At 75.8% G+C, this 23,087-nt stretch carries 19 protein-coding genes; 5 read left to right on the forward strand and 14 right to left on the reverse strand.

From position 1 onward, the window contains the following. Positions 1 to 38: 38 nt before the first annotated feature. From ACFWH7_RS02815 to ACFWH7_RS02825, 3 genes are all read right to left on the reverse strand, one after another. Entirely contained in the window at positions 39 to 2,006 is a 1,968-nt protein-coding gene (locus tag ACFWH7_RS02815; protein WP_378214907.1) for a peroxidase family protein, read from the reverse strand. 240 nt (positions 2,007 to 2,246) lie between these two features. Further along, positions 2,247 to 2,888 carry a response regulator transcription factor gene (locus ACFWH7_RS02820; RefSeq protein WP_378214909.1) on the reverse strand — a complete coding sequence of 214 codons (642 nt, stop codon included), beginning with the start codon at positions 2,886 to 2,888 and terminating at the stop codon, positions 2,247 to 2,249. After that, positions 2,885 to 4,204, reverse strand: a complete 1,320-nt coding sequence (locus tag ACFWH7_RS02825; RefSeq protein ID WP_378214910.1) for a sensor histidine kinase — start codon at positions 4,202 to 4,204, stop codon at positions 2,885 to 2,887. The genes ACFWH7_RS02820 and ACFWH7_RS02825 overlap by 4 nt, the downstream gene beginning before the upstream one ends. Before the next feature lie 203 nt (positions 4,205 to 4,407). On the opposite strand from ACFWH7_RS02825, the gene ACFWH7_RS02830 reads away from it, so the two are divergent. Together ACFWH7_RS02830 and ACFWH7_RS02835 are read left to right on the forward strand one after the other, a co-directional pair. After that, positions 4,408 to 5,529: an ABC transporter permease gene (locus tag ACFWH7_RS02830; protein WP_378214911.1), complete on the forward strand. Its 1,122-nt coding sequence runs from the start codon at positions 4,408 to 4,410 to the stop codon at positions 5,527 to 5,529. Between the two features lie 85 nt (positions 5,530 to 5,614). Next, on the forward strand, positions 5,615 to 6,367 hold the full coding sequence (locus ACFWH7_RS02835) for an ABC transporter ATP-binding protein (RefSeq protein WP_378214912.1): 753 nt from the start codon (positions 5,615 to 5,617) through the stop codon (positions 6,365 to 6,367). Positions 6,368 to 6,461: 94 nt separating this feature from the next. On the opposite strand, the gene ACFWH7_RS02840 is transcribed toward ACFWH7_RS02835, so the two are convergent. The 5 genes from ACFWH7_RS02840 to ACFWH7_RS02860 all read right to left on the reverse strand — a co-directional run bounded on the left by ACFWH7_RS02840 (position 6,462) and on the right by ACFWH7_RS02860 (position 11,478). Beyond that, positions 6,462 to 8,066 carry a DUF6297 family protein gene (locus ACFWH7_RS02840; RefSeq protein WP_378214913.1) on the reverse strand — a complete coding sequence of 535 codons (1,605 nt, stop codon included), beginning with the start codon at positions 8,064 to 8,066 and terminating at the stop codon, positions 6,462 to 6,464. Between the two features lie 2 nt (positions 8,067 to 8,068). Then, complete coding sequence (locus ACFWH7_RS02845) at positions 8,069 to 8,767, reverse strand: ABC transporter ATP-binding protein (protein ID WP_378214914.1); 699 nt, start codon at positions 8,765 to 8,767, stop codon at positions 8,069 to 8,071. 2 nt (positions 8,768 to 8,769) lie between these two features. Then, positions 8,770 to 9,804 carry a bifunctional riboflavin kinase/FAD synthetase gene (locus tag ACFWH7_RS02850; RefSeq protein ID WP_378214915.1) on the reverse strand — a complete coding sequence of 345 codons (1,035 nt, stop codon included), beginning with the start codon at positions 9,802 to 9,804 and terminating at the stop codon, positions 8,770 to 8,772. A gap of 106 nt (positions 9,805 to 9,910) precedes the next feature. Beyond that, complete coding sequence (gene truB, locus ACFWH7_RS02855; protein WP_378214916.1) at positions 9,911 to 10,891, reverse strand: tRNA pseudouridine(55) synthase TruB; 981 nt, start codon at positions 10,889 to 10,891, stop codon at positions 9,911 to 9,913. Continuing rightward, positions 10,888 to 11,478 (reverse strand): TetR/AcrR family transcriptional regulator, encoded by a 591-nt coding sequence (locus tag ACFWH7_RS02860; RefSeq protein WP_378214917.1) that lies wholly within the window; start codon positions 11,476 to 11,478, stop codon positions 10,888 to 10,890. Before ACFWH7_RS02860 ends, truB begins: the two co-directional genes overlap by 4 nt. Positions 11,479 to 11,559: 81 nt before the next feature. On the opposite strand from ACFWH7_RS02860, the gene ACFWH7_RS02865 reads away from it, so the two are divergent. Next, positions 11,560 to 13,128 (forward strand): MFS transporter, encoded by a 1,569-nt coding sequence (locus ACFWH7_RS02865; RefSeq protein WP_378214918.1) that lies wholly within the window; start codon positions 11,560 to 11,562, stop codon positions 13,126 to 13,128. A 72-nt stretch (positions 13,129 to 13,200) separates the two neighbouring features. Here ACFWH7_RS02865 and rbfA read toward each other — a convergent pair whose 3' ends face one another. From rbfA to rimP, 5 genes are all read right to left on the reverse strand, one after another. Continuing rightward, positions 13,201 to 13,644: a 30S ribosome-binding factor RbfA gene (rbfA, locus tag ACFWH7_RS02870; RefSeq protein WP_047232669.1), complete on the reverse strand. Its 444-nt coding sequence runs from the start codon at positions 13,642 to 13,644 to the stop codon at positions 13,201 to 13,203. A gap of 86 nt (positions 13,645 to 13,730) precedes the next feature. After that, a complete protein-coding gene (gene infB / locus ACFWH7_RS02875; protein ID WP_378214919.1) occupies positions 13,731 to 16,604 on the reverse strand; it encodes a translation initiation factor IF-2 in 2,874 nt (957 codons plus the stop codon). A 155-nt stretch (positions 16,605 to 16,759) separates the two neighbouring features. Next, positions 16,760 to 17,140, reverse strand: coding sequence for a YlxR family protein (locus tag ACFWH7_RS02880; protein WP_378214920.1), 381 nt, complete (start codon positions 17,138 to 17,140; stop codon positions 16,760 to 16,762). 24 nt (positions 17,141 to 17,164) lie between these two features. Further along, the gene (gene nusA, locus ACFWH7_RS02885; protein WP_378214921.1) at positions 17,165 to 18,226 is read right to left on the reverse strand and encodes a transcription termination factor NusA; all 1,062 of its coding nucleotides are present in this window, start codon (positions 18,224 to 18,226) and stop codon (positions 17,165 to 17,167) included. Between the two features lie 2 nt (positions 18,227 to 18,228). Next, entirely contained in the window at positions 18,229 to 18,843 is a 615-nt protein-coding gene (gene rimP / locus ACFWH7_RS02890) for a ribosome maturation factor RimP (RefSeq protein WP_378214923.1), read from the reverse strand. A 150-nt stretch (positions 18,844 to 18,993) separates the two neighbouring features. Between rimP and ACFWH7_RS02895 the strand changes: the two genes are divergently transcribed. Then, a complete protein-coding gene (locus ACFWH7_RS02895) occupies positions 18,994 to 20,106 on the forward strand; it encodes a DUF4439 domain-containing protein (RefSeq protein ID WP_378214924.1) in 1,113 nt (370 codons plus the stop codon). A 147-nt stretch (positions 20,107 to 20,253) separates the two neighbouring features. Here the strand turns inward: ACFWH7_RS02895 and ACFWH7_RS02900 are convergent, their stop codons facing one another. Then, positions 20,254 to 22,122, reverse strand: coding sequence for a proline--tRNA ligase (locus ACFWH7_RS02900; RefSeq protein WP_378214925.1), 1,869 nt, complete (start codon positions 22,120 to 22,122; stop codon positions 20,254 to 20,256). 33 nt (positions 22,123 to 22,155) lie between these two features. Here ACFWH7_RS02900 and ACFWH7_RS02905 point away from each other — a divergent pair, with 33 nt between their 5' ends. After that, positions 22,156 to 23,079: an Fpg/Nei family DNA glycosylase gene (locus ACFWH7_RS02905; RefSeq protein WP_378214926.1), complete on the forward strand. Its 924-nt coding sequence runs from the start codon at positions 22,156 to 22,158 to the stop codon at positions 23,077 to 23,079. The last annotated feature ends 8 nt before the right edge of the window (positions 23,080 to 23,087 follow it).

Genomic DNA, 23,087 nt, shown 5'->3' on the forward strand with positions numbered 1-23,087 from the left:
CACCGCCGCCGACGGCGCGGCCGCACCGCCCGCAGCGCTCAGGCCCCGTCGTGCCCGGCCGTCCCGTCGCCGCGGAACCGGCCCGCCGCGTCGGGCAGCACGCCCGCGAACCGGAGCAGGTCCGGCAGGGTGAGGACGAGGGACCCGTCCTCGAAGTGCACGCCCTGCGCCGGCGTCCAGTGGTTGCTCGCCCGGACGTAGGACGTGTCGTCCTGGCGCAGCAGGTACACGAACGTCTCCGCGAGCACGCGGCTGCCGACCTCGCCGAGGAAGCTCCCGTTGCCCTGGAGCTCGGCCTCCTTGAGGACGTAGTACCACAGCGGGGTGCCGCCGTGGTCGCCGTCCCGCAGGGCCGCGAGCGCCTGCTTCACGTCGTCGCCGGCCCGGTCCTCGAGCTGGGCCGGGGTGAGCGGGGTGACGCCGAGCGCCGTGGCGACGGCCTCGCCCGTGGGCAGCGCGAGCATGTAGCCGCGCAGCAGGTTGCGCTGCGCGAGCTGCTTCTGCAGCGCGCTCGCCACGAGCTGGGCCTGCGTGTGCGCGGGCGGCTCGGGCGGCAGCGCGCCCTCCTTGACCATGGTGCCGAGGCTCGGCGCGAGGAACGTGTCGATCTTCTCCGCGGCCCGGAAGGGCGAGGGGTCGCCCTTGTCGACGAACCGTGCCCACTCGATCGGCCAGTTCGACGGCAGCGCGGGGACGCCCGCGGGGCCGGCGCCCAGGCTGCCGCCGTTCCCCGTGAACTGGAAGAGCTGGACGAGGCTCGCGTTCCGCGGCGGCGGCCCCGTGAAGTTGACGTTGAAGTCGTAGGTGTCGCGGATCATCGAGTGCCCGAACCGGAACGCCGCGACGGCGAACTCGAGGGGCATCGAGATCGGGTAACGGGGCCGGAAGAACGAGGTGTCGCGCAGGAGCGTCGCGTCGAGCATCCCCGGCCTGGTGAGGGTGCGCAGGTAGTCGTTGACCACGAGCCACTGGTAGTGCCAGCGCACGAGCTGGCTCGCGCGCTCGAAGACGCCGCGCTCCCCGCCGGTGTGCCGCGTCCACGGCTCGACGTCGTCCACCCAGTCCACGACGGCGTTGTGGAAGCGGATCATCGCGAGGTGGAACTGCGCCACGACGAGGTTCTCGTCGTTGCGCCCGTCCGGGACGAGCGGTGCCCCCTGCTCGTCGCGCGGCAGGTCGCGCTGGGCGTCGCCGCCGGGTTCGACGAGCGTGAACGACGGCCCGCCCGGGATCACGAGCGGCTCGGTGGAGATGCGCCCGAGCCGGAGCTTGGCGGACCCCGGGACGTAGGACGCCTCGCTGCGGGTGGTCCGGTAGCCGCGCTCCCCCGCGAACACCGGGCCGCTCCCGTAGAGCGAGTCGAGGTTGAGCGCCGGGTGCCGCCCGTTGTGGAGCGAGCGCACGACGACGCGCGGCGCGAAGACCTGGAACGGGACGGCGTCGACGTCGCCGAGCGCCTGGTCGCCGTCCCGGCCGGCCGTCGTGTCCGGGCCGTTCGTGTTGAGCGTGATGTCGTGGTCGATGAACTGGCCCCAGTACGTGTACACCGCCGGGACGTGGGAGTTGAGGTCGCGCGGCGGCTGCCCGGGCGGGGCGACCGGCCGGGCGACCATGGACGCCCCGAGCGCCTTGAGCGCCTCGACGGTGGCCGTCGTCGCGCCGTCGCCGACCGGCAGGTGGAACGCGGGAAAGCTCTCCGCGAGCTCCGGGAACAGGTAGTCGAACGCGGTCGTGGAGTCGTAGCGGTGGAGCTCGTGGTCCCGGGCGACCGCGGCCTCGGCCGCGGGCAGGAGCGGGGCGTTCGACTCCGCGGGGTCCACGTCCGCGTGCGCGTCCGCACCGACCACGGCGCCGTCGGGTGCGACGGCCGAGCCGTGACCGACGCTCCGGACGGTCCGGCCGACCGGGGTGGACGCCTGGTCGACCGCGTCGGGGGCGACGTCGTCGACCACCGTCTCGGCGATGGTGCCTGCGCCGGGTGGCGCCGCGTGCTGCTGAGCCTCCATGGCTCTGCCTCTCTGTGGGAGGTCGTCGTGCGGCCCGCGCGGCGGGCCACCGAGCGCCCCCGCGGGCGGCTCGCGCTCGCGCAGGGGCGTGTGCGACCGCCCCTGGACTGCGGCCCGGGGATCACGCGGCCGCGACGGACGCCGTGCACGACGGCGCCGCTCACCCGGAGGGAGGGCGCGCGGCCGGTGCCGTGACACGCGGCGGCCGACGACGTACCCGCCCTCGGCGGGGTCCGTCCGCTACCCGCGGAGGAGGCCGCGCCGCCGGGCCTCGGCGACCGCCGCGGTGCGTGAGGGCGCGCCGAGCTTGTCGTAGACGTGCACGAGGTGGGTCTTCACGGTCGCGCGCGACAGGAACAGCGCCTGCGCGATCTCGTCGTTGGTACGTCCTTCGGCGACGAGGGCGAGCACCTCGAGCTCGCGCGCGGTGAGCGCCGTGCCGGGGCTGCGCAGGCGCCCGAGCAGGCGTCGCTGGACCGCAGGACCGAGCGCGACCTCGCCCGCCGCGGCGGCACGCACGGCGGCCACGAGCTCGTGCGTCGGGGCGTCCTTGAGCAGGTAGCCGCGCGCACCCGCCTCGACCGCCGCGAGGATGTCGGCGTCGGTGTCGTAGGTCGTCACGACGAGCACGGCCGGGCCACCGGCCGCGACGATCTCCCGGACCGCGTCGACGCCCCCGAGCCGGTCCGGGCCGAACTGGAGGTCGAGCAGCACGACGTCGGCGCGCAGCCCGCCGCGCAGCCGCGCGAGGAGCTCCTCGGCCGAGCCGACCTCGGCGACGACGCGCACGTCCGGCTCGGCCTCGAGCACCGCGCGCAGGCCCGTGCGCACGACCGGGTGGTCGTCCGCCAGCACGACGTCGACGACGGCCGGACCGGTCATCGCTCCTCCTCGTCCTCGGCGGGTGAGAGCGGCACCCAGGCCGCGACCGCGGTGCCCGCGCCCGGCGCGGACTCCACGGACAGCGTGCCGCCGAGCTCCGCGAGCCGCGCGCGCATGGCGACGAGCCCGAACCCGCCCGCGGCCCCGCCCGCCCCGTCCGGGGACGGCTCGGGCAGTCCGTCCGGGTCGAAGCCGCGGCCGTCGTCGACCACGTCGAGGGCGACCGCCTCCTTCCCCGGCGCCGCGCCCGCGAGGAAGCTCAGCGTGACCGCGACGCGGGACGCGTCCGCGTGCCGCTCGACGTTGGCGAGCGCGGACTGCGCGACGCGCAGCAGGGCGGCCTCGACGTCGGTCGGCAGCGGCACCGCGTCCCCGCTCACCCGCACGACCACGTCCGGCCCGCCGCCGCCCGCACGACCCGAGGACCGGGCCGCGTTGCGGCGCAGGGCGTCGACCAGGTTCGACGACGCGAGGTCGGCGGGCGCGAGCGCACGGACCACGCGGCGCGCCTCGGCGAGGTTGTGCCGCGCGACGTCCCGTGTCTGCTCGACGTACCCGCGCGCGGTGGCCACGTCGCCGTCGTCGAGCGCGGTCTGCGCGGCGCGCAGGAGCAGCTCGGCCGAGGAGAAGCCCTGGGCGAGCGTGTCGTGGATCTCGCGCGCGAGCCGTTCCCGCTCGCCCGCGACGGCGCGCTCGCGCTCGGCCGTCGCGAGCTCGTCGCGCGTGCGGACGAGCTCGTCGAGCGTGCGCTGGCGCTCCTGCGACTCGCGCACGACCGCCTCGAGCGCGAGCACGACGACGACCGCGACGGCCCCGCCGATCGCGGGACCCAGCACGAACGGCAGCGCGAGGACGTTCCCGGTGATCGCGACCATGACCGCGACCACGAGGAGCACGATCACGCCGACGGCGACCGGGCCGCGCCGCGGGCCGAGCACGTGCATCGCGACGAACATCAGCGGGAACGCGACCCACACCGCCGTGACCGAGGTGAGGCACAGCGCGACCCACAGCACGACGAGCCCGGTCACCCACGCGCGCGCGGGCCACCAGGCGCCCCGGGGGGCCTCGACGTCGTCCGGGATCGGCAGGCGGCGCCGGCCCAGCACGTAGAGCACGAGCAGCGCGGCGCACAGCACGACGGCGACGACGCCCCGCACCGTGCCCGCCGTGGCAAGAGCACCGGCGAGCGACAGCGCGAGCAGGCCGACGAGAAGGACGTCCAGGCCGCGGCGCAGCCACCGGGTGGCCGCCGGCACGACGCGCGCGCCGTGCCCGACGGGCGCGACAGGGGTCGAGGACGCGGCCGGGATCACGGCGACACCCTAGCCACGCCACCCCGACGCGGCATCGTCCGAACGGTCGATGCGGGGCTCCACCCCGCGGCGACGCGGGACCGACCGCGGCGACGATCCGGGACGGGCCGCGCCGCGGGACCGTGGTCGGGAGCGGTGACGGGCGTCCGTCGCCCGCCGCGCACCCGCCTGCCCCAGCCGTCCCGACCCTCGGAGGCCGTCCCGTGTTCCTCGCCCTGCGCGACCTGCGCCATGCCCGTGGGCGCTTCGCGCTCATGATCGTGGTCGTCGCGCTCATCACGTTCCTCGTCGCGTTCCTCGCCGCGCTCACGGCGGGCCTCGGCCGTGCGAGCACGTCCGCCGTGACGGACCTGCCGGTGGACCGGGTCGCGTTCGCGCCCCCGGCCGAGGGGGCCTCGCCGACCTTCACCGAGTCGGAGGTCACCGCGGACCAGCGTGACTCCTGGGTCGCCGTCCCCGGCGTGAGTGCCGCGGAGCCTCTCGGCGTCGCGACGGTGCGGGCCTCCGGCGAGACGACCGGGGCCGTGACCGCGTTCGGCGTCCGGCCGGGCTCCGGCCTGGTGCCAGGCGCGGCGGTCGACGGCGCGGACGTCGCGCCCGGCGCCGTCGTGCTCTCCCGCGGGGCCGCCGACGCGCTCGGCGCCGACGTCGGGGACCGCGTCACCGCCGGCACGCTCGACCTGACCGTCGCCGCGGTCGCGGACGGCGAGGCGGACTTCGCCCACACGCCCGTCGTCTGGGTCTCGCTCGACGACTGGCAAGCGGTCGGCGCGCGCGGTGGCGCCGCAGCGGACGACGCTCAGGACGGCCCGACCGCGACCGTCGTCGCGCTGCGGTTCGGCGACGACCCGCCGTCGGCGGACGCGCTCGCCGCGGCCGACGCCGAGCTCGGGACGGTCACCGAGACGCCGCGCGAGGCGCGCTCGGCCATCTCCTCGTTCACCGCCGAGAACCTCTCGCTGACCCTCATGCAGGTGTTCCTCCTCGCCATCTCCGCGCTCGTCGTCGGCGCGTTCTTCACGGTCTGGACCATCCAGCGCGCCGGAGACGTCGCCGTGCTGCGGGCACTGGGCGCCTCGACGCGCTATCTCCTGCGCGACGCGATCGGCCAGGCGGGCGTCGTGCTCGGCGTCGGCGTCGGGCTCGGCACGGCGCTCGCGGCCGGGGCCGGCCTGCTCGCCGCGCGCGTCATGCCCGTCGTCGTCGACGTCTCGACGACGCTCGTCCCCGCCGTCGTGCTCGTCGCCCTCGGCGGGCTCGGCGCGGTGCTCGCCGTGACGCGGGTCGCGCGCGTGGACCCGCACGCCGCCCTCGCCGCGCGCTGACCGGCGTCCGGCCGCCCTCGCCCGCACCGAACCCGTCCCCCCGACATCCCCCAGACCCGAGACCCGAGACCCCCAGGAGCACCCCGTGGACCTCACGCTCGACCGCATCCGCCTCGCGTACCCCGACGGCGACGGCGTCCTCGTCGCCGTGGACGACGTCACGCTCACCGTGCCGTCGGGTACGACCACGGCGCTGCTCGGCCCCTCCGGCGCCGGCAAGTCCAGCCTGCTCGCCGTCGCCGCGACCCTCACGCCGCCCACATCCGGCGTCGTGCGGGTCGGGGACGACGTCGTCAGCGCGCCGCTCGACGCGGCCGACGACGCTCCCGGTGCGCCGCGGGCCGCGCTCGGGCCCCGCCGCCGGGCGCGGCGTGCGGCGGACCGGGCGGCGGCCCTGCGCCGCGAGCGCATCGGGATCGTCTTCCAGCAGCCGCAGCTCGTGGCGTCCCTCACCGTGCTCGAGCAGCTCGAGCTCATGAGCCACCTGCGTGGCCGACCCGCCTCGTCACGTCGCACGCACGCGCTCGCCCTGCTCGACGCGGTGGGCGTCGCGGACCGCGCGGACCGCCGACCGGAGCACCTCTCGGGCGGCCAGCGCCAGCGGGTGGCGATCGCCCGGGCGCTCGTGAACGACCCGCAGGTGCTCCTCGTCGACGAGCCCACGTCGGCGCTCGACCACGAGCGCGGCGTGCAGGTCGTGGAGCTCGTCGTCCGGCTCGCGCGCGAGCTCGACGCCGCGACCCTGCTCGTCACGCACGACGAGGCGACCCTCGACCCGGTCGACGCCCGCGTGCACCTGGCGGACGGCCGGGTCGTCGAGGCGCCGGCGGCCGTCTGAGGACCACCGGCGCCGAGACCGCGATCCCCACGCAGAGCACGGGCCCGGCGTGCTGGACGTCGCGCCGGGAAGAGTGTCTCGACGAAGGTCGAGGTCAGCGCACCCCGCGCACGTGGGTCGCGACCGCGAGCGCCACCACCGCCGCGAGCGCCTGCCCGACGACCGCACCCCAGCCGGGAGCGCCGACGAGCAGCGCCACGCCCAGAGGGACGGCGCCGAGGACCGCGACGTCCGGCCCCTTGCGCAGCACGGCGGCGGCGCCCGTGGGGACGCCGCCCGCGGGCGTCGCGAGCAGCGGGCCGCCCCAGTTGGGCGGCTCGCGGTAGGCGCTGCGCACGGCGGCTGAGCCCTGCACGACGGCCGTGAGCGCGCCGAGCGCGACCCAGCGCGCGTCTCCCGTCGCGACCACCAGCGGCGCCGCACCCGCGAGGAGGCACACGGCGGCCGTGAGCGTGGGGACGACGGCGCGCGCGAGCCGGGTCCAGCGCGCGGCGAGCGGCACGAGGGAGTCGACGACGGGCGCCATCTCCGCGGTGCGCGCCCCCTCGGCGCCGAGCACGGCGGCGCCGAGGCCCGCGACGACCAGCACCGCGAAGAGGCCGAACCCCGAACCGAGGCCCGGGACCTGCTGGGCGACGACCGTCAGCGCTCCCAGGCCGACGAGCTGCGCGAGGGCGGACGGGCTGCGCCCGAGGAGGACGAGGTCGGCGGCCACCACCGCGCCGAACGCGCCGCGCACCGCGGCGAACCGGCGCGGGCGCCGGACGCGCACCCGGGCCGCCCCGGCACGACGCAGGGCGCGGCCGAGGTCGCGCGTGTCGAACGAGAGCACGGCGCCGCCCACCTGGTCCGCGACCGAGCTCTGCGCGCGCAGGACGGTCGCGCCGAGCGACTCCAGCCCGCGCCACCAGCGCAGCACGAGCACCGCGGCGACCGCGAGGAGCCCGACCGCCACGAGCGGGGGCGCGGCGAGCGCGGGCAGCCCGGTGTGGCCGACGACGACGAGCACGAGGCCCGCGACCGGCACGGCCGCGACCGCGACGTCGCTCGCGCGGGCGAGGGCGCCCGCCGCCCGGGGGAACGGCTGGACGAGTCCCGCGACGGACACCAGCAGCAGCCCGACCGCGCCGCCCGTCAGCGCCGCCCGGAGCGCGGGCGTCGCCTCGAGCCCGGCGGCGACCGACACGGCGACCGTCCCGACCGCGCCCAGCACGCCGCCCAGGAGCACCGCGCGGACGAACGACGGCGAGACGAGCCCGCGCCGGTCCGCCGGACTGGGCACCCACCAGCGCACGCCCGCGCTGCCCGCGCCCACCGGGCCGAGGCGCACGGCCGTCCCCGTGAGGAACGCGAGCAGCGCGGCCGTCCCGAGTGCCTGGATCGCGCCCGGGCCGAGCACGGGCGCTCCGCCTGCTGCCGAGCCGGGGTCCAGGGTCGAGCGCAGCATCGAGGCGAGCCCGATCACCCAGCCGGTCGCGAGCGCGACGGACACCACCGCGTAGGCGACGTCGACGACGATCTCCCCCGGGCCCGCGTCGGCCCGCGCCGCGGCGGCGCGCGCGGTCAGACGGCGCAGCTCGCGACCCGTGAGCAGCTCGCCCGGGTCCGTCCGCGGCATGTCCACCGCGACGTCGGGACCGTCGTCGCGGCTCGCGCGGCGGGACTCTCCGGGAGGTCCGTCGGGGTGCGGGCCGGTCACCGTCAGCGCACCGCCAGGAGCGCGTCGTGGGTGTCCGCGGGGTCGAGCGCGACGCACGCGTCGTCGCCGACCAGGAGGCCGCGCGCGCCGGTCCGCGCGACGAGGTCGGGGTCGTGCGTGGCGAGGAGGACTGCGACGCCGCTGCGCGCGTCGTCCACGAGCAGCCCCGCGAGCCGCTCGCGCATCCCGGGATCGAGGCGCTGCTCCGGCTCGTCGAGCACGAGCAGCTCACGGGGCCGCACGAAGCCGGAGGCGAGGAGGAAGCGGCGCCGCTGACCCGACGAGAGCGCCGACGGCAGCGACGCCGCCTGCTCCGCGATCCCGAACCGGTCCAGGAGCGCGTCCACGGCCGACCCCGCCCCGGCCACGCCGTGCCCGCGCGCGACGAGGACGAGGTGCTCGCGCACCGTGAGCGCGGGGAAGAACGCGTCGTCGTCGAGCACGCCCGCGACGCGTGCGCGGAAGTCCCGCTCGCGCTCGTCGACGACGCGGCCGAAGGCCCGCACCGTGCCGCCGAGCGGGGGCTGCAGGCCGAGCAGCGTGCGCAGGAGCGTCGACTTCCCGCTGCCGTTCGCGCCGATGACGACGACCAGCTCGCCGGGCTGGACGGTGAGGTCCACCGGGGCGCACACGGCGACGTCGGCGTAGCCGACGCGCAGGGCGCGCGCCTCGAGCACGGGGGCCGGGACCGGGGCCGCCACGGTCAGGACCCCGTGGTCGTCGCGACCGGCTCCCCGTCCGCGCCGGCGAGGATCGCGCGGGCGCGGGCGACGTCGTCGTGCATCTGGGCGACGAGCGGCTCGATGCCGTCGAAGCGCAACGTCGGGCGCAGGCGCTCGACCAGCTCGAGGACCACGTCCTCGTCGTACAGGTCGAGGTCGGCACGGTCGAGGACGTACGCCTCGACGCGCCGCTCGACGCCGTCGAACGTCGGGTTGGTGCCGATCGAGATCGCGGCCGGGAGCCGGACGTCGGCGTGCTCGGGGTCGGCGCCCGCGAGCTGCGGCCGCTCCAGCCAGCCCGCGTACACGCCGTCGGCCGGGACCATGCCGCTGATGGCGCCGAGGTTCGCCGTCGGGAAGCCGAGCTCACGGCCCCGGGCGTCGCCGTGCACGACCGTGCCCCGCACGCGGTGCGACCGGCCGAGGATGCGGGCCGCCTCGCGCACGTCGCCCGCCGCGAGCAGCGCCCGCACGCCCGTGGAGGACCAGCGCACCTGGGAGTCGCCCGGTGCGGTCTCGTCCGTGACGGGCACGCCCTGGTGCTGCCCGACGTCGTCGATCGCCACGACCTCGAAGCCGAACCGCGACCCGAGCTCGACCATGGTCTCGATCGTCCCGGCGTTGTCGCGCCCGAAGCGCACGTCGTGCCCCACGACGACGGTCCCGACCCGGAGCCCGTCGACGAGGTACGTGCGCACGAACTCCTCCGGGGTCTGGCGCGCGAACTCGAGCGTGTACTCCACGAGGAGGACAGCGTCCAGGCCCGTCGCCGCGAGCAGCTCGACGCGGTCGGCGATGCCCGTGATGAGCTCCGGTGCGCTCTCGGGACGGTGCACGACCGCCGGGTGCGGGTGGAACGTCACGGCGACCGCCCGCGCGTCGCGCGAGCGGGCGAGGTCGACGATCCGTCCGAGCACCTGGGCGTGGCCACGGTGGACGCCGTCGAAGTTGCCGATCGTCACGACCGACGGGCCGAAACCCGGGGGAACCTGGCTCAGCTCCGTCCACAGGTGCACGCGAGAACTCCTCCGGTGAGGGGGTGGGTCGGGCGCGCCGGCAGGGAGTCGTCGGCGCCGCTGGACAAGACTGCCACGCCCCGGCCCCGACACCGAACCGAGGGCGTCAGGCGGGCGCCAGGACGAGCACCGGCTTCGCGAGGTCGGCGCCGCCGCGGCGCGTGTCCTCGACGAGGGCGACGAGCTCGCCGTCCGGGGAGATCGCCGCCGTGGTCCCGGGCGAACCGGTCCCGGGGATCCACTGCCCGTACGACAGCGCCGTGGCCTCCTGCGCCGTGAGCTCGCGCACGGGGAACGTCGCGCGCGCGGCCTCGGCGAGCGGCAGCGTCGCGAGGACGCCGTCGCGGTCGGCCTGCGCCTCGAGCTCCTCGAGCGTCGAGGCGACGTCGAGCCCGTACCCGCCGACGCGCGTGCGCCGCAGAGCCGTGAGGTGGCCGCCGACGCCGAGCGCCGCGCCGAGGTCGCGCGCGAGCGCGCGCACGTACGTGCCCGACGACACGGTCACGGCGACGTCCACGTCCAGGGCAGGGGGCGCGCCGTCGGGCGTCTCCCCCGGCCCCACCGGGCGCACGTCGAGGACCTCGAACCGCGAGACGACGACGGGGCGCGCCGCGAGCGCGACGTCCTCGCCCGCGCGGGCACGGGCGTAGGCGCGCTTCCCGTCGACCTTGATCGCGCTCACCGTGCTCGGCACCTGGAGGATCCCTCCCGTGAGGTCGGCGATCGCGCGGTCGAGGTCGGCGCGCCCGACGCCGGACGCGTCCGCGGACGCGACGACCTCGCCCTCGGCGTCGTCGGTCGTGGTGGCGGCGCCGAGCCGGATCGTCGCGTCGTAGTCCTTGTCCGCGCCGACGACGTAGGTGAGGAGCTTCGTCGCCCGGCCGACCCCGAGCACGAGCACGCCCGTCGCCATGGGGTCGAGCGTGCCGGCGTGCCCGACCTTGCGCGTGCCCGCGAGCCGGCGTCCGCGACCGACCACGTCGTGGCTCGTCCAGCCGCCCGGCTTGTCGACGACGACCAGACCGTCGGGAGCCGTCGGCCGCCGCGGAGCCTGGTCGCGCGGACGCTCGGTGCGTGCCGCGGTCATCGGGCCGCCCCCGTCGACGCCCGGACCGGGGCGTCCGACGGGTCGACCGTGCACCGGACGAGCACCGCGAGCGCCGGGTCGTCGTCGGCGTGCGACGGGGCCTCGACGGCGAACAGCGTGTTGAGCAGCATCCCGCGCGCCACGAAGTCGCGCGCCTCCTCGTCGCTCGCCCCGGCGCGCGTGCGGTAGAGGTCGAACGCCTGCGCCAGCACCGCGCGCGCCCGGGTGCCGAGCACCGGGTCGGCGCCGAGCACGAACCCGTGCATGAGGACGCGGAGCTGGTCCGGGTCGGCGATGAGCCGCGTGTACGCCTCGCCCATCGCGGCCTTGGCGTCCGGGCCGGGCGGGACGGCCTCGAACCGCGCGACGATCTCGCTCGCGACGCGGTCGAACACCTCGCGGAACAGCTCCTCCTTGGTCCCGAAGAGCCGCACCACGTAGGGCTGGGACACGTTCGCGGCCCGCGCGACCTGGTCCGTGCTGGTGCCCGCGTAGCCGCCCGCGGCGAACACCGCGGTGGCGGCGTCGAGGATCTGCTCGCGGCGCTCGTCGCGCGTCATGCGCCGGGCCGGTGCGTCGGAACTCATGGTTGACAGGTTATCAGTCGATTACTAGCGTCATCTAGGTAGTAATCAATCAATGCTTACTCCCGCCTCGGAGGCACGACCATGACACTCCCCTCGACCGAACCGTCGGCCACCGCGTCGACCGACGACCTGCCCGACGACCTGCCCGACGACCTGCCCGACGACCTGCCCGACGACCTGCCCGACGGCGTGCGCCCCGCGCGCACGGCCGTCGCGGACGCGCCGGAGCGCCGCCCGCCCACCGCACAGGCGCCCCACCCCTCCCCGGAGCCCCCGGCACGGCGTGCGCGCCCGGTCGCCCTCGCGCTCGTCGCCGCGTCGCTGCCCATGTTCATGGCGACGCTCGACAACCTCGTCGTCACCGGCGCGCTTCCCGTGATCTCGGAGGCGCTCCGCCCGACCGTCGAGCAGCTCCAGTGGTTCGTCAACGCGTACACGCTCGCGTTCGCGACGCTCATGCTGCCCGCGGCCGCGCTCGGCGACCGCCTCGGTCGCCGCCGGGTGTTCGTCGGCGGGATCGCGCTCTTCACGCTCGCGTCGGCGGCCGCCGCCCTCGCGGACACCCCCGGCGCGCTCGTCGCGGCCCGCGCCGTCCAGGGCGCCGGAGCCGCGGCGATCTTCCCGCTCTCGCTCACGCTGCTCGTCGGCGCCGTCCCGGCCGCGCGGCGCGCGCTCGCGATCGGCGTGTGGGGCGGCGTCTCCGGCCTCGGCATCGCGCTCGGTCCGCTCGTCGGCGGTGCCGTCGTCGAGGGCCTGAGCTGGCAGGCGATCTTCTGGCTCAACGTCCCGGTCGCCGTCGTCGCCGTGCCGCTCGTCCTCGCGGCGCTGCGCGAGTCGTTCGGGCGCCGACAGCCGTTCGACGTGCCGGGGCTGCTCCTCGCGGGCGGCGGCGTCCTGCTGGCCGTGTGGGGCATCGTCGACGCCGAGCGCCGCGGGTGGGGGTCCGCGGCGACGACCGCGACCCTCTCCGCGGCGACTGCCCTGCTCGTGCTCTTCGTCGTCCGGGAGGCCCGCACCGCGCACCCGCTCGTCCCCCTGCGCCTGTTCCGCTCGCGGAGCTTCAGCGCGGCCAACGTCGTGAGCCTCGCGTTCGCCGTCGGGATGTTCGGCGCGGTCTTCCTGCTCACGCAGTTCCTCCAGGTCGGCCAGGGCTACTCCCCCCTCGAGGCGGGCGTCCGGACCCTGCCGTGGACGGCCGCGCCCATGGTCGTCGCGCCCCTCGCCGGTGCGCTCGCGTCCCGGGTCGGCGTGCGCCCTCTCGTCATCACCGGCCTCGCCCTCCAGACCGTCGCGCTCGGCTGGATGGCCTACCTCGTGGACGCGGACCCGACCGTCTACGGCGCGCTCGTGCCGGCGTTCGTGCTCGCCGGCGTCGGCATGGGCCTCACCTTCGCGCCCGTCGCGACCGCGGTGCTCGCCGGGGTCGCGGACGCCGACCACGCGACGGCGAGCAGCGTCAACGCGACGCTGCGGGAGATCGGCGTCGCGCTCGGGGTCGCGGTGCTGACGGCCGTCTTCCTCGCCGCGGGCGGGGCGCTGACGCCGGCCGCCTTCGCGACCGGGCTGGTACCGGCCCTCGCCGTCGGCGCCGCCGTGCTCGCGGTTGCCACCGCGGCCGCGCTCTTCCTCCCCCGGGGCACGGGCCGCTGACCACGCCCGCCGGGCGAGGACCGGCCGTCGCCCGGTCCGCCCGTGGGGACGACCGAGGGCCGGGGTGGGAGGTCAGCGCTCGGCCGACTCCCCCTCCTCCTCGGCCGTGCGGTACGGGTCCGCGTCGCCGGCGAAGGCCTTGCCCTCCCGCAGGGCCGCGAGCTCGGCGTCGCGACGGCGCGCCTCGACGAGCGCGGCGTCGAGGTGCGCCGCCGTCTCGGGGACGGAGTCGAGGTGGAACTCGATCGTCGGCGTCAGGCGGATCCCCGTCTGCTTGCCGACCTCGGACCGGATGAGGCCCTTCGCGCTCTCCAGCGCCGCGGCCGTCCCGGCTCGCTCCTCGTCGGTGCCGTACACGGTGTAGAACACGGACGCGTTCTGCAGGTCACCGGTGACGCGCACGTCCGTCACCGTGACGAACCCGAGGCGCGGGTCCTTGATCCGCGTGTCGAGCATCTGCGCGACGATCTCCTTGATGCGGTCGGCGAGCTTCCTCGCCCGAGGGTGATCGACCATGGCTTCTTCCTTTCGTGCCGAGCGTTCCGGCTACGGTCCCGACGACCGTACGCCGGACGGACCCCGTCGGCCGGGCGTGACGAGCGTCAGGAACGCGGCTTCTCCCGCATCTCGAACGTCTCGATCGTGTCGCCGACCTGGAGGTCGTTGAACGAGCCCAGTCCGATACCGCACTCGAAGCCCTCGCGGACCTCCGTGGCGTCGTCCTTGAACCGCTTGAGCGACTCGACCGTGAGGTTGTCCCCCACGACCTTGCCGTCACGCAGGACGCGCGCCTTGGCGTTGCGGCGGATCTCGCCCGAGCGGACGATCGAACCGGCGATGTTGCCGAACTTCGAGGAGCGGAAGATCTCGCGGATCTCCGCCGTGCCCAGCTGGGCCTCCTCGTACTCCGGCTTGAGCATGCCCTTGAGCGCGGCCTCCACGTCCTCGATCGCCTGGTAGATGATCGAGTAGAAGCGGACGTCGACACCCTCGCGCTCGGCCAGGTCCTCGACGCGCTCGCCGTACTTCACGTTGAAGCCGATGATGATCGCGTTGTCGACCGTCGCGAGGTTGACGTCGTTCTGCGTGATCGCACCGACACCGCGGTGGATGACGCGCAGCTCGACCTCGTCGCCCACGTCGATCTTGAGCAGCGCGTCCTCGAGCGCCTCGACGGCACCCGACACGTCGCCCTTGAGGACGAGGTTGAGGGTCTCGACCTTGCCCTGCTGAAGCGCCTGCGTGAAGTCCTCGAGGCTGATGCGCTTGCGGCGCTTGGCCAGGAGGGCGGCGCGCTCGGCGGCCTCGCGCTTCTCGGCGATCTGGCGTGCCGTGCGCTCGTCGGGCGCCACGAGGAACGTGTCGCCCGCGCTCGGCACCGATGCGAGACCCAGCACGAGGACCGGACGGGCGGGGCCCGCCTCGGTCACGGCGTTGCCGTGCTCGTCGAACATCGCGCGGACGCGGCCGTGGGCCGTGCCGGCGACGATCGCGTCACCGACGCGCAGCGTGCCGGACTGGACCAGGACGGTCGCGACGGCGCCGCGGCCCTTGTCGAGGTTCGCCTCGATGGCGACACCGCGCGCGTCCTTGTCCGGGTTCGCGCGCAGGTCGAGCGAGGCGTCGGCCGTGAGCAGGACGGCCTCGAGGAGGTCGTCGATGCCCATGTTCTGCTTGGCCGACACGTCGACGAACATGGTGTCGCCGCCGTACTCCTCGGCCACCAGGTTGTACTCGGTGAGCTGCTGGCGGATCTTGGCGGGGTTGGCCCCCTCCTTGTCCACCTTGTTCACCGCGACGACGATCGGCACGTTCGCCGCCTGGGCGTGGTTCAGCGCCTCGATGGTCTGCGGCATCACGCCGTCGTCCGCGGCCACGACGAGGATCGCGATGTCCGTCACCTGCGCACCGCGGGCACGCATGGCGGTGAACGCCTCGTGACCCGGGGTGTCGATGAACGTGATCGCGCGGTCGTTGCCCTCGTGCTCGTGACGCACCTGGTACGCACCGATGTGCTGGGTGATGCCACCGGCCTCGCCCGCGACGACGTCCGTCTGGCGGATCGCGTCGAGGAGCTTGGTCTTTCCGTGGTCGACGTGACCCATGACGGTGACGACCGGCGGACGGGCCATGAGCTCGTCGTCGCCCTCGGCCTCGAGCTCCGCGTCCAGGTCGATGTCGAAGGACCCGAGCAGCTCGCGGTCCTCCTCCTCGGCCGAGACCATCTCGATGACGTAGCCGAGCTCGGCCGCGAGCGTGCCGAACGTGTCCTCGTCGAGCGACTGGGTCGCGGTCGCCATCTCACCGAGGTGGAACAGCACCGTGACGAGGCTCGCGGGGTTCGCGTCGATCTTGTCGGCGAAGTCGTTGAGCGACGAGCCGTGACGCAGCCGGACGACGGTCTTGCCGTTGCCGCGGGGGACCTGCACGCCGCCGAGCGACGGCGCCTGCATCTGCTCGAACTCCTGGCGCTTCGCGCGCTTCGACTTCCGTCCACGGACCGGACGTCCGCCGGCGCGCCCGAAGGCACCCTGCGTGGAACCACGACCCGCACCACCACGGCCGCCGCCACCGGGGCGACCGGCGAAGCCGCCGCCACCACCGGGAGCGCCACCGCCGCCGGGGCGACCGGCGAAGCCGCCACCACCGCCACGACCGCCGCCGCCACCACCGGGACGACCACCGGGAGCCGGACGCTCACCGGGGCGACCGATCGAGGTGCGACCGGGCATCATGCCCGGGTTCGGGCGCGGGCCGCCGGGGCGCGGAGCGGGACGGGGGCCACCCGGGCGGGGGCCGCCCGGACGCTCGCCGGACGCCGCCGCGGCACCCTCGGTGCGCTCGGGACGAGAGCCGGGCCGGGGCATGCCCTGGCTCGGCGCGAACGGGTTGTTGCCCGGGCGCGGGGCTCCCGGACGCGGTCCGCCACCCTGCCGGGGCATGCCCTGGCTGGTGGCGAACGGGTTGTTGCCCGGGCGCGGGGCGCCGGGACGAGCGCCCGAGCCACCCGGACGGGGAGCAGGCGCGTTGGTGCCGCCACCCGGCTTGGGCGTGGCGGTGGGCTTCTGGGCCGGCGCGGGGCGCTCGGCCGCGGGAGCCTGGGGCGCCGGTGCCTTCGGTGCCGGCGCGGCGGGTGCCGGAGCCTGGGGCCCCTTCGCGGGCTCGGCCTTCGCCGGGGCGGGTGCCGCCGGCTGGGGCGCGGGCGCCTCCGCCTGGGGTGCGGCCGGAGCGGCCTTCACCTCGGGCTTCGGGGCCGGCTTGGGCGCCGCCGGACGCGCGGGGGCGGGTGCCGCCGCGGGCTTGCTCGCGCCGCCGCCCCCGGCGGGGAAGGCGTCGCGCAGCTTACGGACCACCGGTGGCTCGATGGTCGAGGATGCCGAGCGGACGAACTCACCGAGCTCCGTCAGCTTGGTCATGATGGTCTTGCTCTCCACCCCGAGCTCCTTCGCGAGCTCGTAGACGCGGACCTTTGCCACAACTCTCCTGTCTCGGTCCGCCCCGGACAGGGAGGACCGTCGTTAGTGCTGGGTGCTCATCGCTGGGTACTCATCGGGTGCCCATCGGCTTCTAACCCGCTTCCTTGTCGACGTGTCGTGCAGTGCGGCCCCTGGCAGGGACCGTGACGCATGGCTCAGACGTGCTCTCCCGGCGGCGCCTCGACGACGGTACGGACCGCGGCGAGGTCGAGGGGCCCGGCGACGTGCAGGGCCCGCGGGACCGCCCGCCGGCGTTCCGCCGTCTCGAGGCACCGGGTCGACGCGTGGAGCCACGCACCACGACCCGGCAGCGACCGCCCGGCGTCCACCACGAGCCGGGGCTCGTCGGCGCTCGCACCGGACCGGTCGAGGACCAGACGGAGGAGTACTGACCGCAGGTCGCGCTCCCGGCATCCGACGCACGTACGGACAGGACCCGATCCCGTGTCGACGGGGCGGGTCGTGGAGTCCGGGGGCATGGTCGAGGTGCGGGCGCGCGGCCCGGTCGATGACAGTCTACCGCGCCGTCCCGTCATCCGTGACCGTCCCACTCGCGGCGACTACCGGTCTCCGGCGCGGGGACCTGGGGCGGTGTCGCGATCGGGCCCCTCCGCGGGGGCGCCGCCCTCGTCCGAGCGGATGTCGATGCGCCACCCCGTGAGCTTCGCCGCCAGGCGGGCGTTCTGGCCTTCCTTGCCGATCGCGAGCGACAGCTGGAAGTCCGGGACGACGACGCGCGCGGCGCGGGCCACCTCGTCGACGACCGTGACGGACGACACACGAGCGGGCGACAGCGCGTTCGCGACGAACTGCGCCGGGTCGTCGCTGTGGTCGACGATGTCGATCTTCTCACCGTGCAGCTCGGCCATGACGGCGCGCACGCGCGAGCCCATCGGACCGATGCACGCACCCTTGGCACCCAGACCCGGCACGCGCGAGCGGACGGCGACCTTGGTGCGGTGCCCCGCCTCGCGCGCGATGGCCGTGATCTCCACCGAGCCGTCGGCGACCTCCGGGACCTCGAGCTCGAAGAGCTTGCGGACCAGGTTCGGGTGCGTGCGGCTCAACGTGATCTGCGCGCCCTTCATTCCCCGGGCGACCTCGAGCACGTACGCGCGCAGGCGCTCGCCGTGCACGTACTCCTCCGTCGGGACCTGCTCGTGCGGCGGGAGGACCGCCTCCGTGCCGCCGACGTCGACCAGGACGACGCGCGGGTCGCGCCCCTGCTGGATGACGCCCGCGAGGACCTCACCCTCCTTGCCGCGGAACGTGCCGAGGATCTGGTCGTCCTCGGCGTCGCGCAGACGCTGGACGATGACCTGACGCGCGGTCGACGTCGCGATCCGGCCGAAGTCGGCGGGCGTGTGGTCGAACTCCGGACCGTGCTCGACCGGGCCGCGCGGGGCGTCCTCGTCGTCGGTCTCCGGAGCCGGCAGCTCCTCGCGCGCCCACACCGTGACGTGCCCGGTCTTGCGGTCGAGCTCGACCCGGGCGCGCGTGTACGCGTCCGGGGTGCGGTGGTACGCCGAGAGCAGGGCCTGCTCGATCGCGGCGACCAGGACGTCGAGGCTGATGTCCCTCTCGCGCTCCAGCAGGCGCAGCGCGCTCATGTCCACGTCCATCGTCAGGCCTCCTCGTCGCGGGCGGTCGTGTCGTCGGTCGAGCCGTCGGTCTCGTCGAGCTCCGGCAGGTCCGCCTCGAGGGCGCGCTTGAGCTCCACCTGCACCTGCCCGCGGACCACGTCGGCCAGGGGCACGACGCGCTCCGTCACGGCACCACGGGCGCCGGGCACGTCCAGGACGAGGTCGGGGTCGACCTCGGACCCGGCCCGCAGGCGCCCCTCGAGCGTGCCGCCGTCGGCGAGCTGGAGGCGCACCAGACGACCGCGGGCGCGCCGGAAGTGGCGGGGCTCGGTGAGCGGGCGGTCGGTGCCGGGCGTCGAGACCTCGAGCGTGTACGCACCGTGGAGCGGGTCCACCGCGTCGAGCGCCGTGGAGATCGGGCGCGTCGCCTCTGCCACCGTGTCGAGGTCGAGGTTCCCCTCGACGTCGTCGGGGAGGTCGAGCACGACGCGCACCACGGACCGGGCGCCGGCGCGCGACACCGTGACGTCCTCGAGGTGGAGACCCGCGTCCACGACCACCGGCTCGATGGCCTCGCGCACGCTCTCGCGGAGCGCGTGCGTGGCCGCGTCGCCTCCGGGTGCCTTGCCGGGCTGACCGCCCGTCTGCCCTGCCATGACTCAGCTCCTGTCCGTGTCCCACGCCGGGTACGGAAGACGACCGGTGTGTTGTTGTCTCGGGATCTCCCGACGATCCGCTCGTCGGGACGTTCGACCGGGGACCAGCCTAACGACTCACGGGGCCCGGACGTGACATCATCGCCCCCGATGAGTCCCCACGCGACCGCGGTGCCCGCCGCGACCCGACCCCGCCCGCGCCGGACGCCACGGCCCGGCGGGCGGCTGCTCGCGGCCGTGACGGTGCTCGCGACCGGCGTCCTGGCGGCCGGGTGCGGCGTCCGGCTGGAGACACCGCCCCCCACCGCACCCTCGCCCGACGCCGTCGAGGTGCTGCGCGCCGGCGCGGTGGACGACGCCCTCGCGGTCGCCGACCTCGTGGCGGACGTCACGCCGGGAGTGACCGACCCGGCGACGCTCGCAGCGCTCGAGGAGGCTGCCGCGTTCGCCGAACGGCACGCGGACGCCCTCGGCGGGGTCTACGACTCCGGCCTGGACGACCTCGACCTCCCCGACGACGATCCCACGTCGTCCGCCCCGCCGGACGGTGCCGGCGACGAGCCGGCGGACGACACGTCGGGCGGCACGGGCGACGGCGCGACGGACGGGGGCGCGACGGACGCACCGGGCGACAGCACCGTCACGACGGACGACATCGTCGTCGCGCTCGTCGAGGCCGCGCAGCGCACGGGTGCCTCCGCCGACGCGTCCACGGACGCCGGGCTCGCGCGCCTCCTCGCGTCCGTCGCCGCCTCGGAGCACGTGTCCGCGCAGCGCCTCGCCGCGCTCACCGGGTCGACCGCCGCGGACGCGCTCGTGACGACGGCCCCGCCCGTCGAGGAGGCTCCGGCCGGGATCGGCGCCGCGGACCTCGCGACGCTCGTCGAGACGGAGGACGCCGCGGGGTACGCGTACGAGGTGCGCGCGGCGCAGTCCGAGGACGACGCGCGGACCGCGGCGGTCGCGCGCGCGGCGGAGCATCGGGCCCGCGGCCAGGCCTGGGCGCTCGCTGCCGGGACGGACGGCACCGCCCAGGACCCCCGTCGCGTCGCCTACGTGCTGCCGGACGACGCGGACGTCGCCGCCCTCGCGCGCCAGGTCGAGTCGAGCCTCGCGCAGACGTACGCGAGCCTGGTCGCCACCGCCGCGCCCACGTCCCGGGCGGAAGCGGTCGCCCTCCTCGTCGACTCGTGGGCGAGCGCGGTCGCGTGGGGCGAGGCCCCTGTCGCCTTCCCCGGCCTCCCCGAGCAGTCGGCCGGCTGAGCCGCCCCGGTCCCCTGCCGGACGAGCTCGGCCCGCGGCCCCTGCTCCGGCCCGCGCGCGACCGCCCCTCTCCCTCCGGAGACCACGACGACGAGGCGCCCCCGGCCCGTGGACCCGGACCGGGGGCGCCTCCGGCACCGCGGCGTGTCAGCCGAGGAGCTCGGCCACCTGCGTCGCGACGTGCTCGACGGCGTCCGCGGCGGGGACCTGCACCGCCTCGCCCGCACGCGGGCGGACCTCGACGACGCCGTCGGCCAGTCCGCGGCCCACGACGAGGAGCAGCGGGACCCCGAGGAGCTCGGCGTCCTTGAACTTCACGCCGGGAGAGACCTTGGGGCGGTCGTCGTAGACCACCTCGACGCCCCGGGCCGCGAGCTCGGTCGCGAGGCGCTCGGCCTCGTCGAACACGCTCGCGTCCTTGCCCGTCGCGACGACGTGCACGTGCGCGGGGGCGACGTGCGCGGGCCACGCGAGCCCGGCCTCGTCGTGGTTGGCCTCCGCGAGCGCCGCGAGCACGCGCGTCACGCCGATGCCGTACGACCCCATGGTGACGACGACCTGCTTGCCGTTCTCGTCGAGCACGGTGAGGCCGAGCGCCTGGGCGTACTTGCGGCCGAGCGCGAAGATGTGGCCGATCTCGATGCCGCGGGCCAGCTCGAGCGGGCCCGAGCCGTCGGGCGCGAGGTCGCCTGCGCGCACCTCGGCGGCCTCGACCGTGCCGTCGGCGGCGAAGTCCCGCTCGGCGACGAGGTCGAACACGTGCCGGCCCGGCTCGTTCGCCCCGGTGATCCAGCGCGTCCCCGCGACGACGCGCGGGTCGAGCAGGTAGCGCACGGAGTGCCGCTCGGGCACCTCGCCCTCGGCGACGTCCGCGGGCGCGTCGCGGCGGACGTTCGGGCCGAGCGCCTGCGGGCCGATGTAGCCCTTGACGAGCTCGGGGTGCGCGGCGAAGTCCGCGTCCGTCGCCGGCTCGACCTCGGCCGGCTCGAACGCCGCGCCGACGCGCTTGAGGTCGACCTCGCGGTCGCCGGGCAGCCCGACGACGACGACCTCGCGGCGGCCGTCGGGGTGCGTGAGGGCGAGCACGACGTTCTTCAGCGTGTCCGCCGCCGTCCACGCGCGGTCCGGACGCGGGAAGCGCGCGTTGGACAGGGCGACGAGCGAGTCGATCGTCGGGGTGTCCGGGGTGTCCTCGACGTGCGCCGCGGGCGCGTCGGCGTAGTCGACGTCCTCCGGGACGGGCGTGACGACCGCCTCGACGTTCGCCGCGTAGCCGCCGGGCGAGCGCACGAACGTGTCCTCGCCGATCGGCGTGGGGGTGAGGAACTCCTCGGAGCGGGAGCCGCCCATCGCGCCCGAGGTCGCGGCCACGATGACGTACTCGAGCCCGAGCCGGTCGAAGATGCGCCGGTACGCCGCGCGCTGCGCCTCGTACGAGCGCTCGAGGCCCTCGTCCGTGGTGTCGAACGAGTAGGCGTCCTTCATGACGAACTCGCGCCCGCGGATGAGACCCGCACGCGGACGCGCCTCGTCGCGGTACTTGGTCTGGATCTGGTAGATCGTCAGCGGCAGGTCCTTGTACGACGAGTACAGGTCCTTGACGAGGAGCGTGAACATCTCCTCGTGCGTCGGCGCGAGGAGGTAGTCACCCTCCTTGCGGTCCTTGAGCCGGAAGATGTTGGGCCCGTACTCCGTCCAGCGGCCCGTCGCCTCGTACGGCTCCTTGGGCAGCAGCGCCGGGAAGTGCACCTCCTGCGCGCCCGCGGCCGCCATCTCCTCGCGGACCACGTCCTCGACCTTGCGCAGCACGCGCAGGCCGAGCGGGAGCCAGGTGTAGATGCCGGGGGCGGCACGGCGGATGTAGCCCGCCCGCACGAGGAGCTTGTGGCTCGCGACCTCGGCGTCGGCCGGGTCCTCGCGCAGCGTCCGGACGAAGAGGGTGGACAGGCGCAGGAGGTCGGCGCCCCGGACGCGGGTGGAGGCCGCGGCGGGCGCGCCGGACGTGACGGAAGACATGCGGCCCACCCTACCGGCGGGGAGGATGTCCCCATGCCCGAGCTGCCCGAGGTCGAGGCCCTGGTCCGGTTCCTCGACGACCGCGCGACCGGCCGCACCGTCGTCGCCGCCGACGTCGCCCAGATCGCCGCGCTCAAGACGTTCGACCCGCCCGTCGACGCGCTGGTCGGCCGTGTCGTGGCCGGCGCCCGACGGCACGGCAAGTGGCTCGACCTCGTCCTGGCGCAGCCCGTGGACGGCCCGCCCGCGCCGGGGCCGGACGACGAGGTCCACCTCGTCTTCCACCTCGCCCGAGCCGGGTGGCTGCGCTGGTCCGAGAAGGCGCCGACGACGCCCGTCCGTCCCCGCCTCGGCGGCAGCGGCGGCGGGAAGGCGGCGGTGCTCGCGCTGCGCGTACGCCTGGACGACGGCTCGGGCTTCGACCTCACGGAGGCGGGGACGCGCAAGCGGCTCGCGGTGCACGTCGTCCGGCACCCCGAGGAGGTCCGCGCGATCGAGACGCTCGGGATCGAGCCGCTCGACCCCGGCTTCACGCCCGAGGCCCTCGGGGAGCTCATGGCGGCGCGCAACCAGCAGGTCAAGGGCCTCCTGCGCGACCAGTCGTCGATCGCCGGGATCGGGAACGCCTACTCCGACGACATCCTGCACGCGGCGCGGACGAGCCCGTTCAAGCTCACGCGCTCGTTCACGCCGGACGAGGTCGCGCGGGTGCACGCCGCCGTCGGGGAGGTGCTCGCCGAGGCCGTGGCGGCGTCGTCGGGCAAGCCGGCCGCCGAGCTCAAGGACGCCAAGCGCGCGGGGATGCGCGTCCACGGGCGCACCGGGCTGCCCTGCCCCGTGTGCGGGGACACGGTGCGCGAGGTGAGCTTCGCCGATCGCAGCCTGCAGTACTGCGCGACGTGCCAGACGGGCGGGCAGGTGCTCGCCGACCGCCGGATGTCGCGCCTGCTCAAGTAGCGCGCCGG

This window comes from Cellulosimicrobium cellulans, from assembly GCF_042723955.1.
Lineage (GTDB): Bacteria > Actinomycetota > Actinomycetes > Actinomycetales > Cellulomonadaceae > Cellulosimicrobium > Cellulosimicrobium cellulans_H.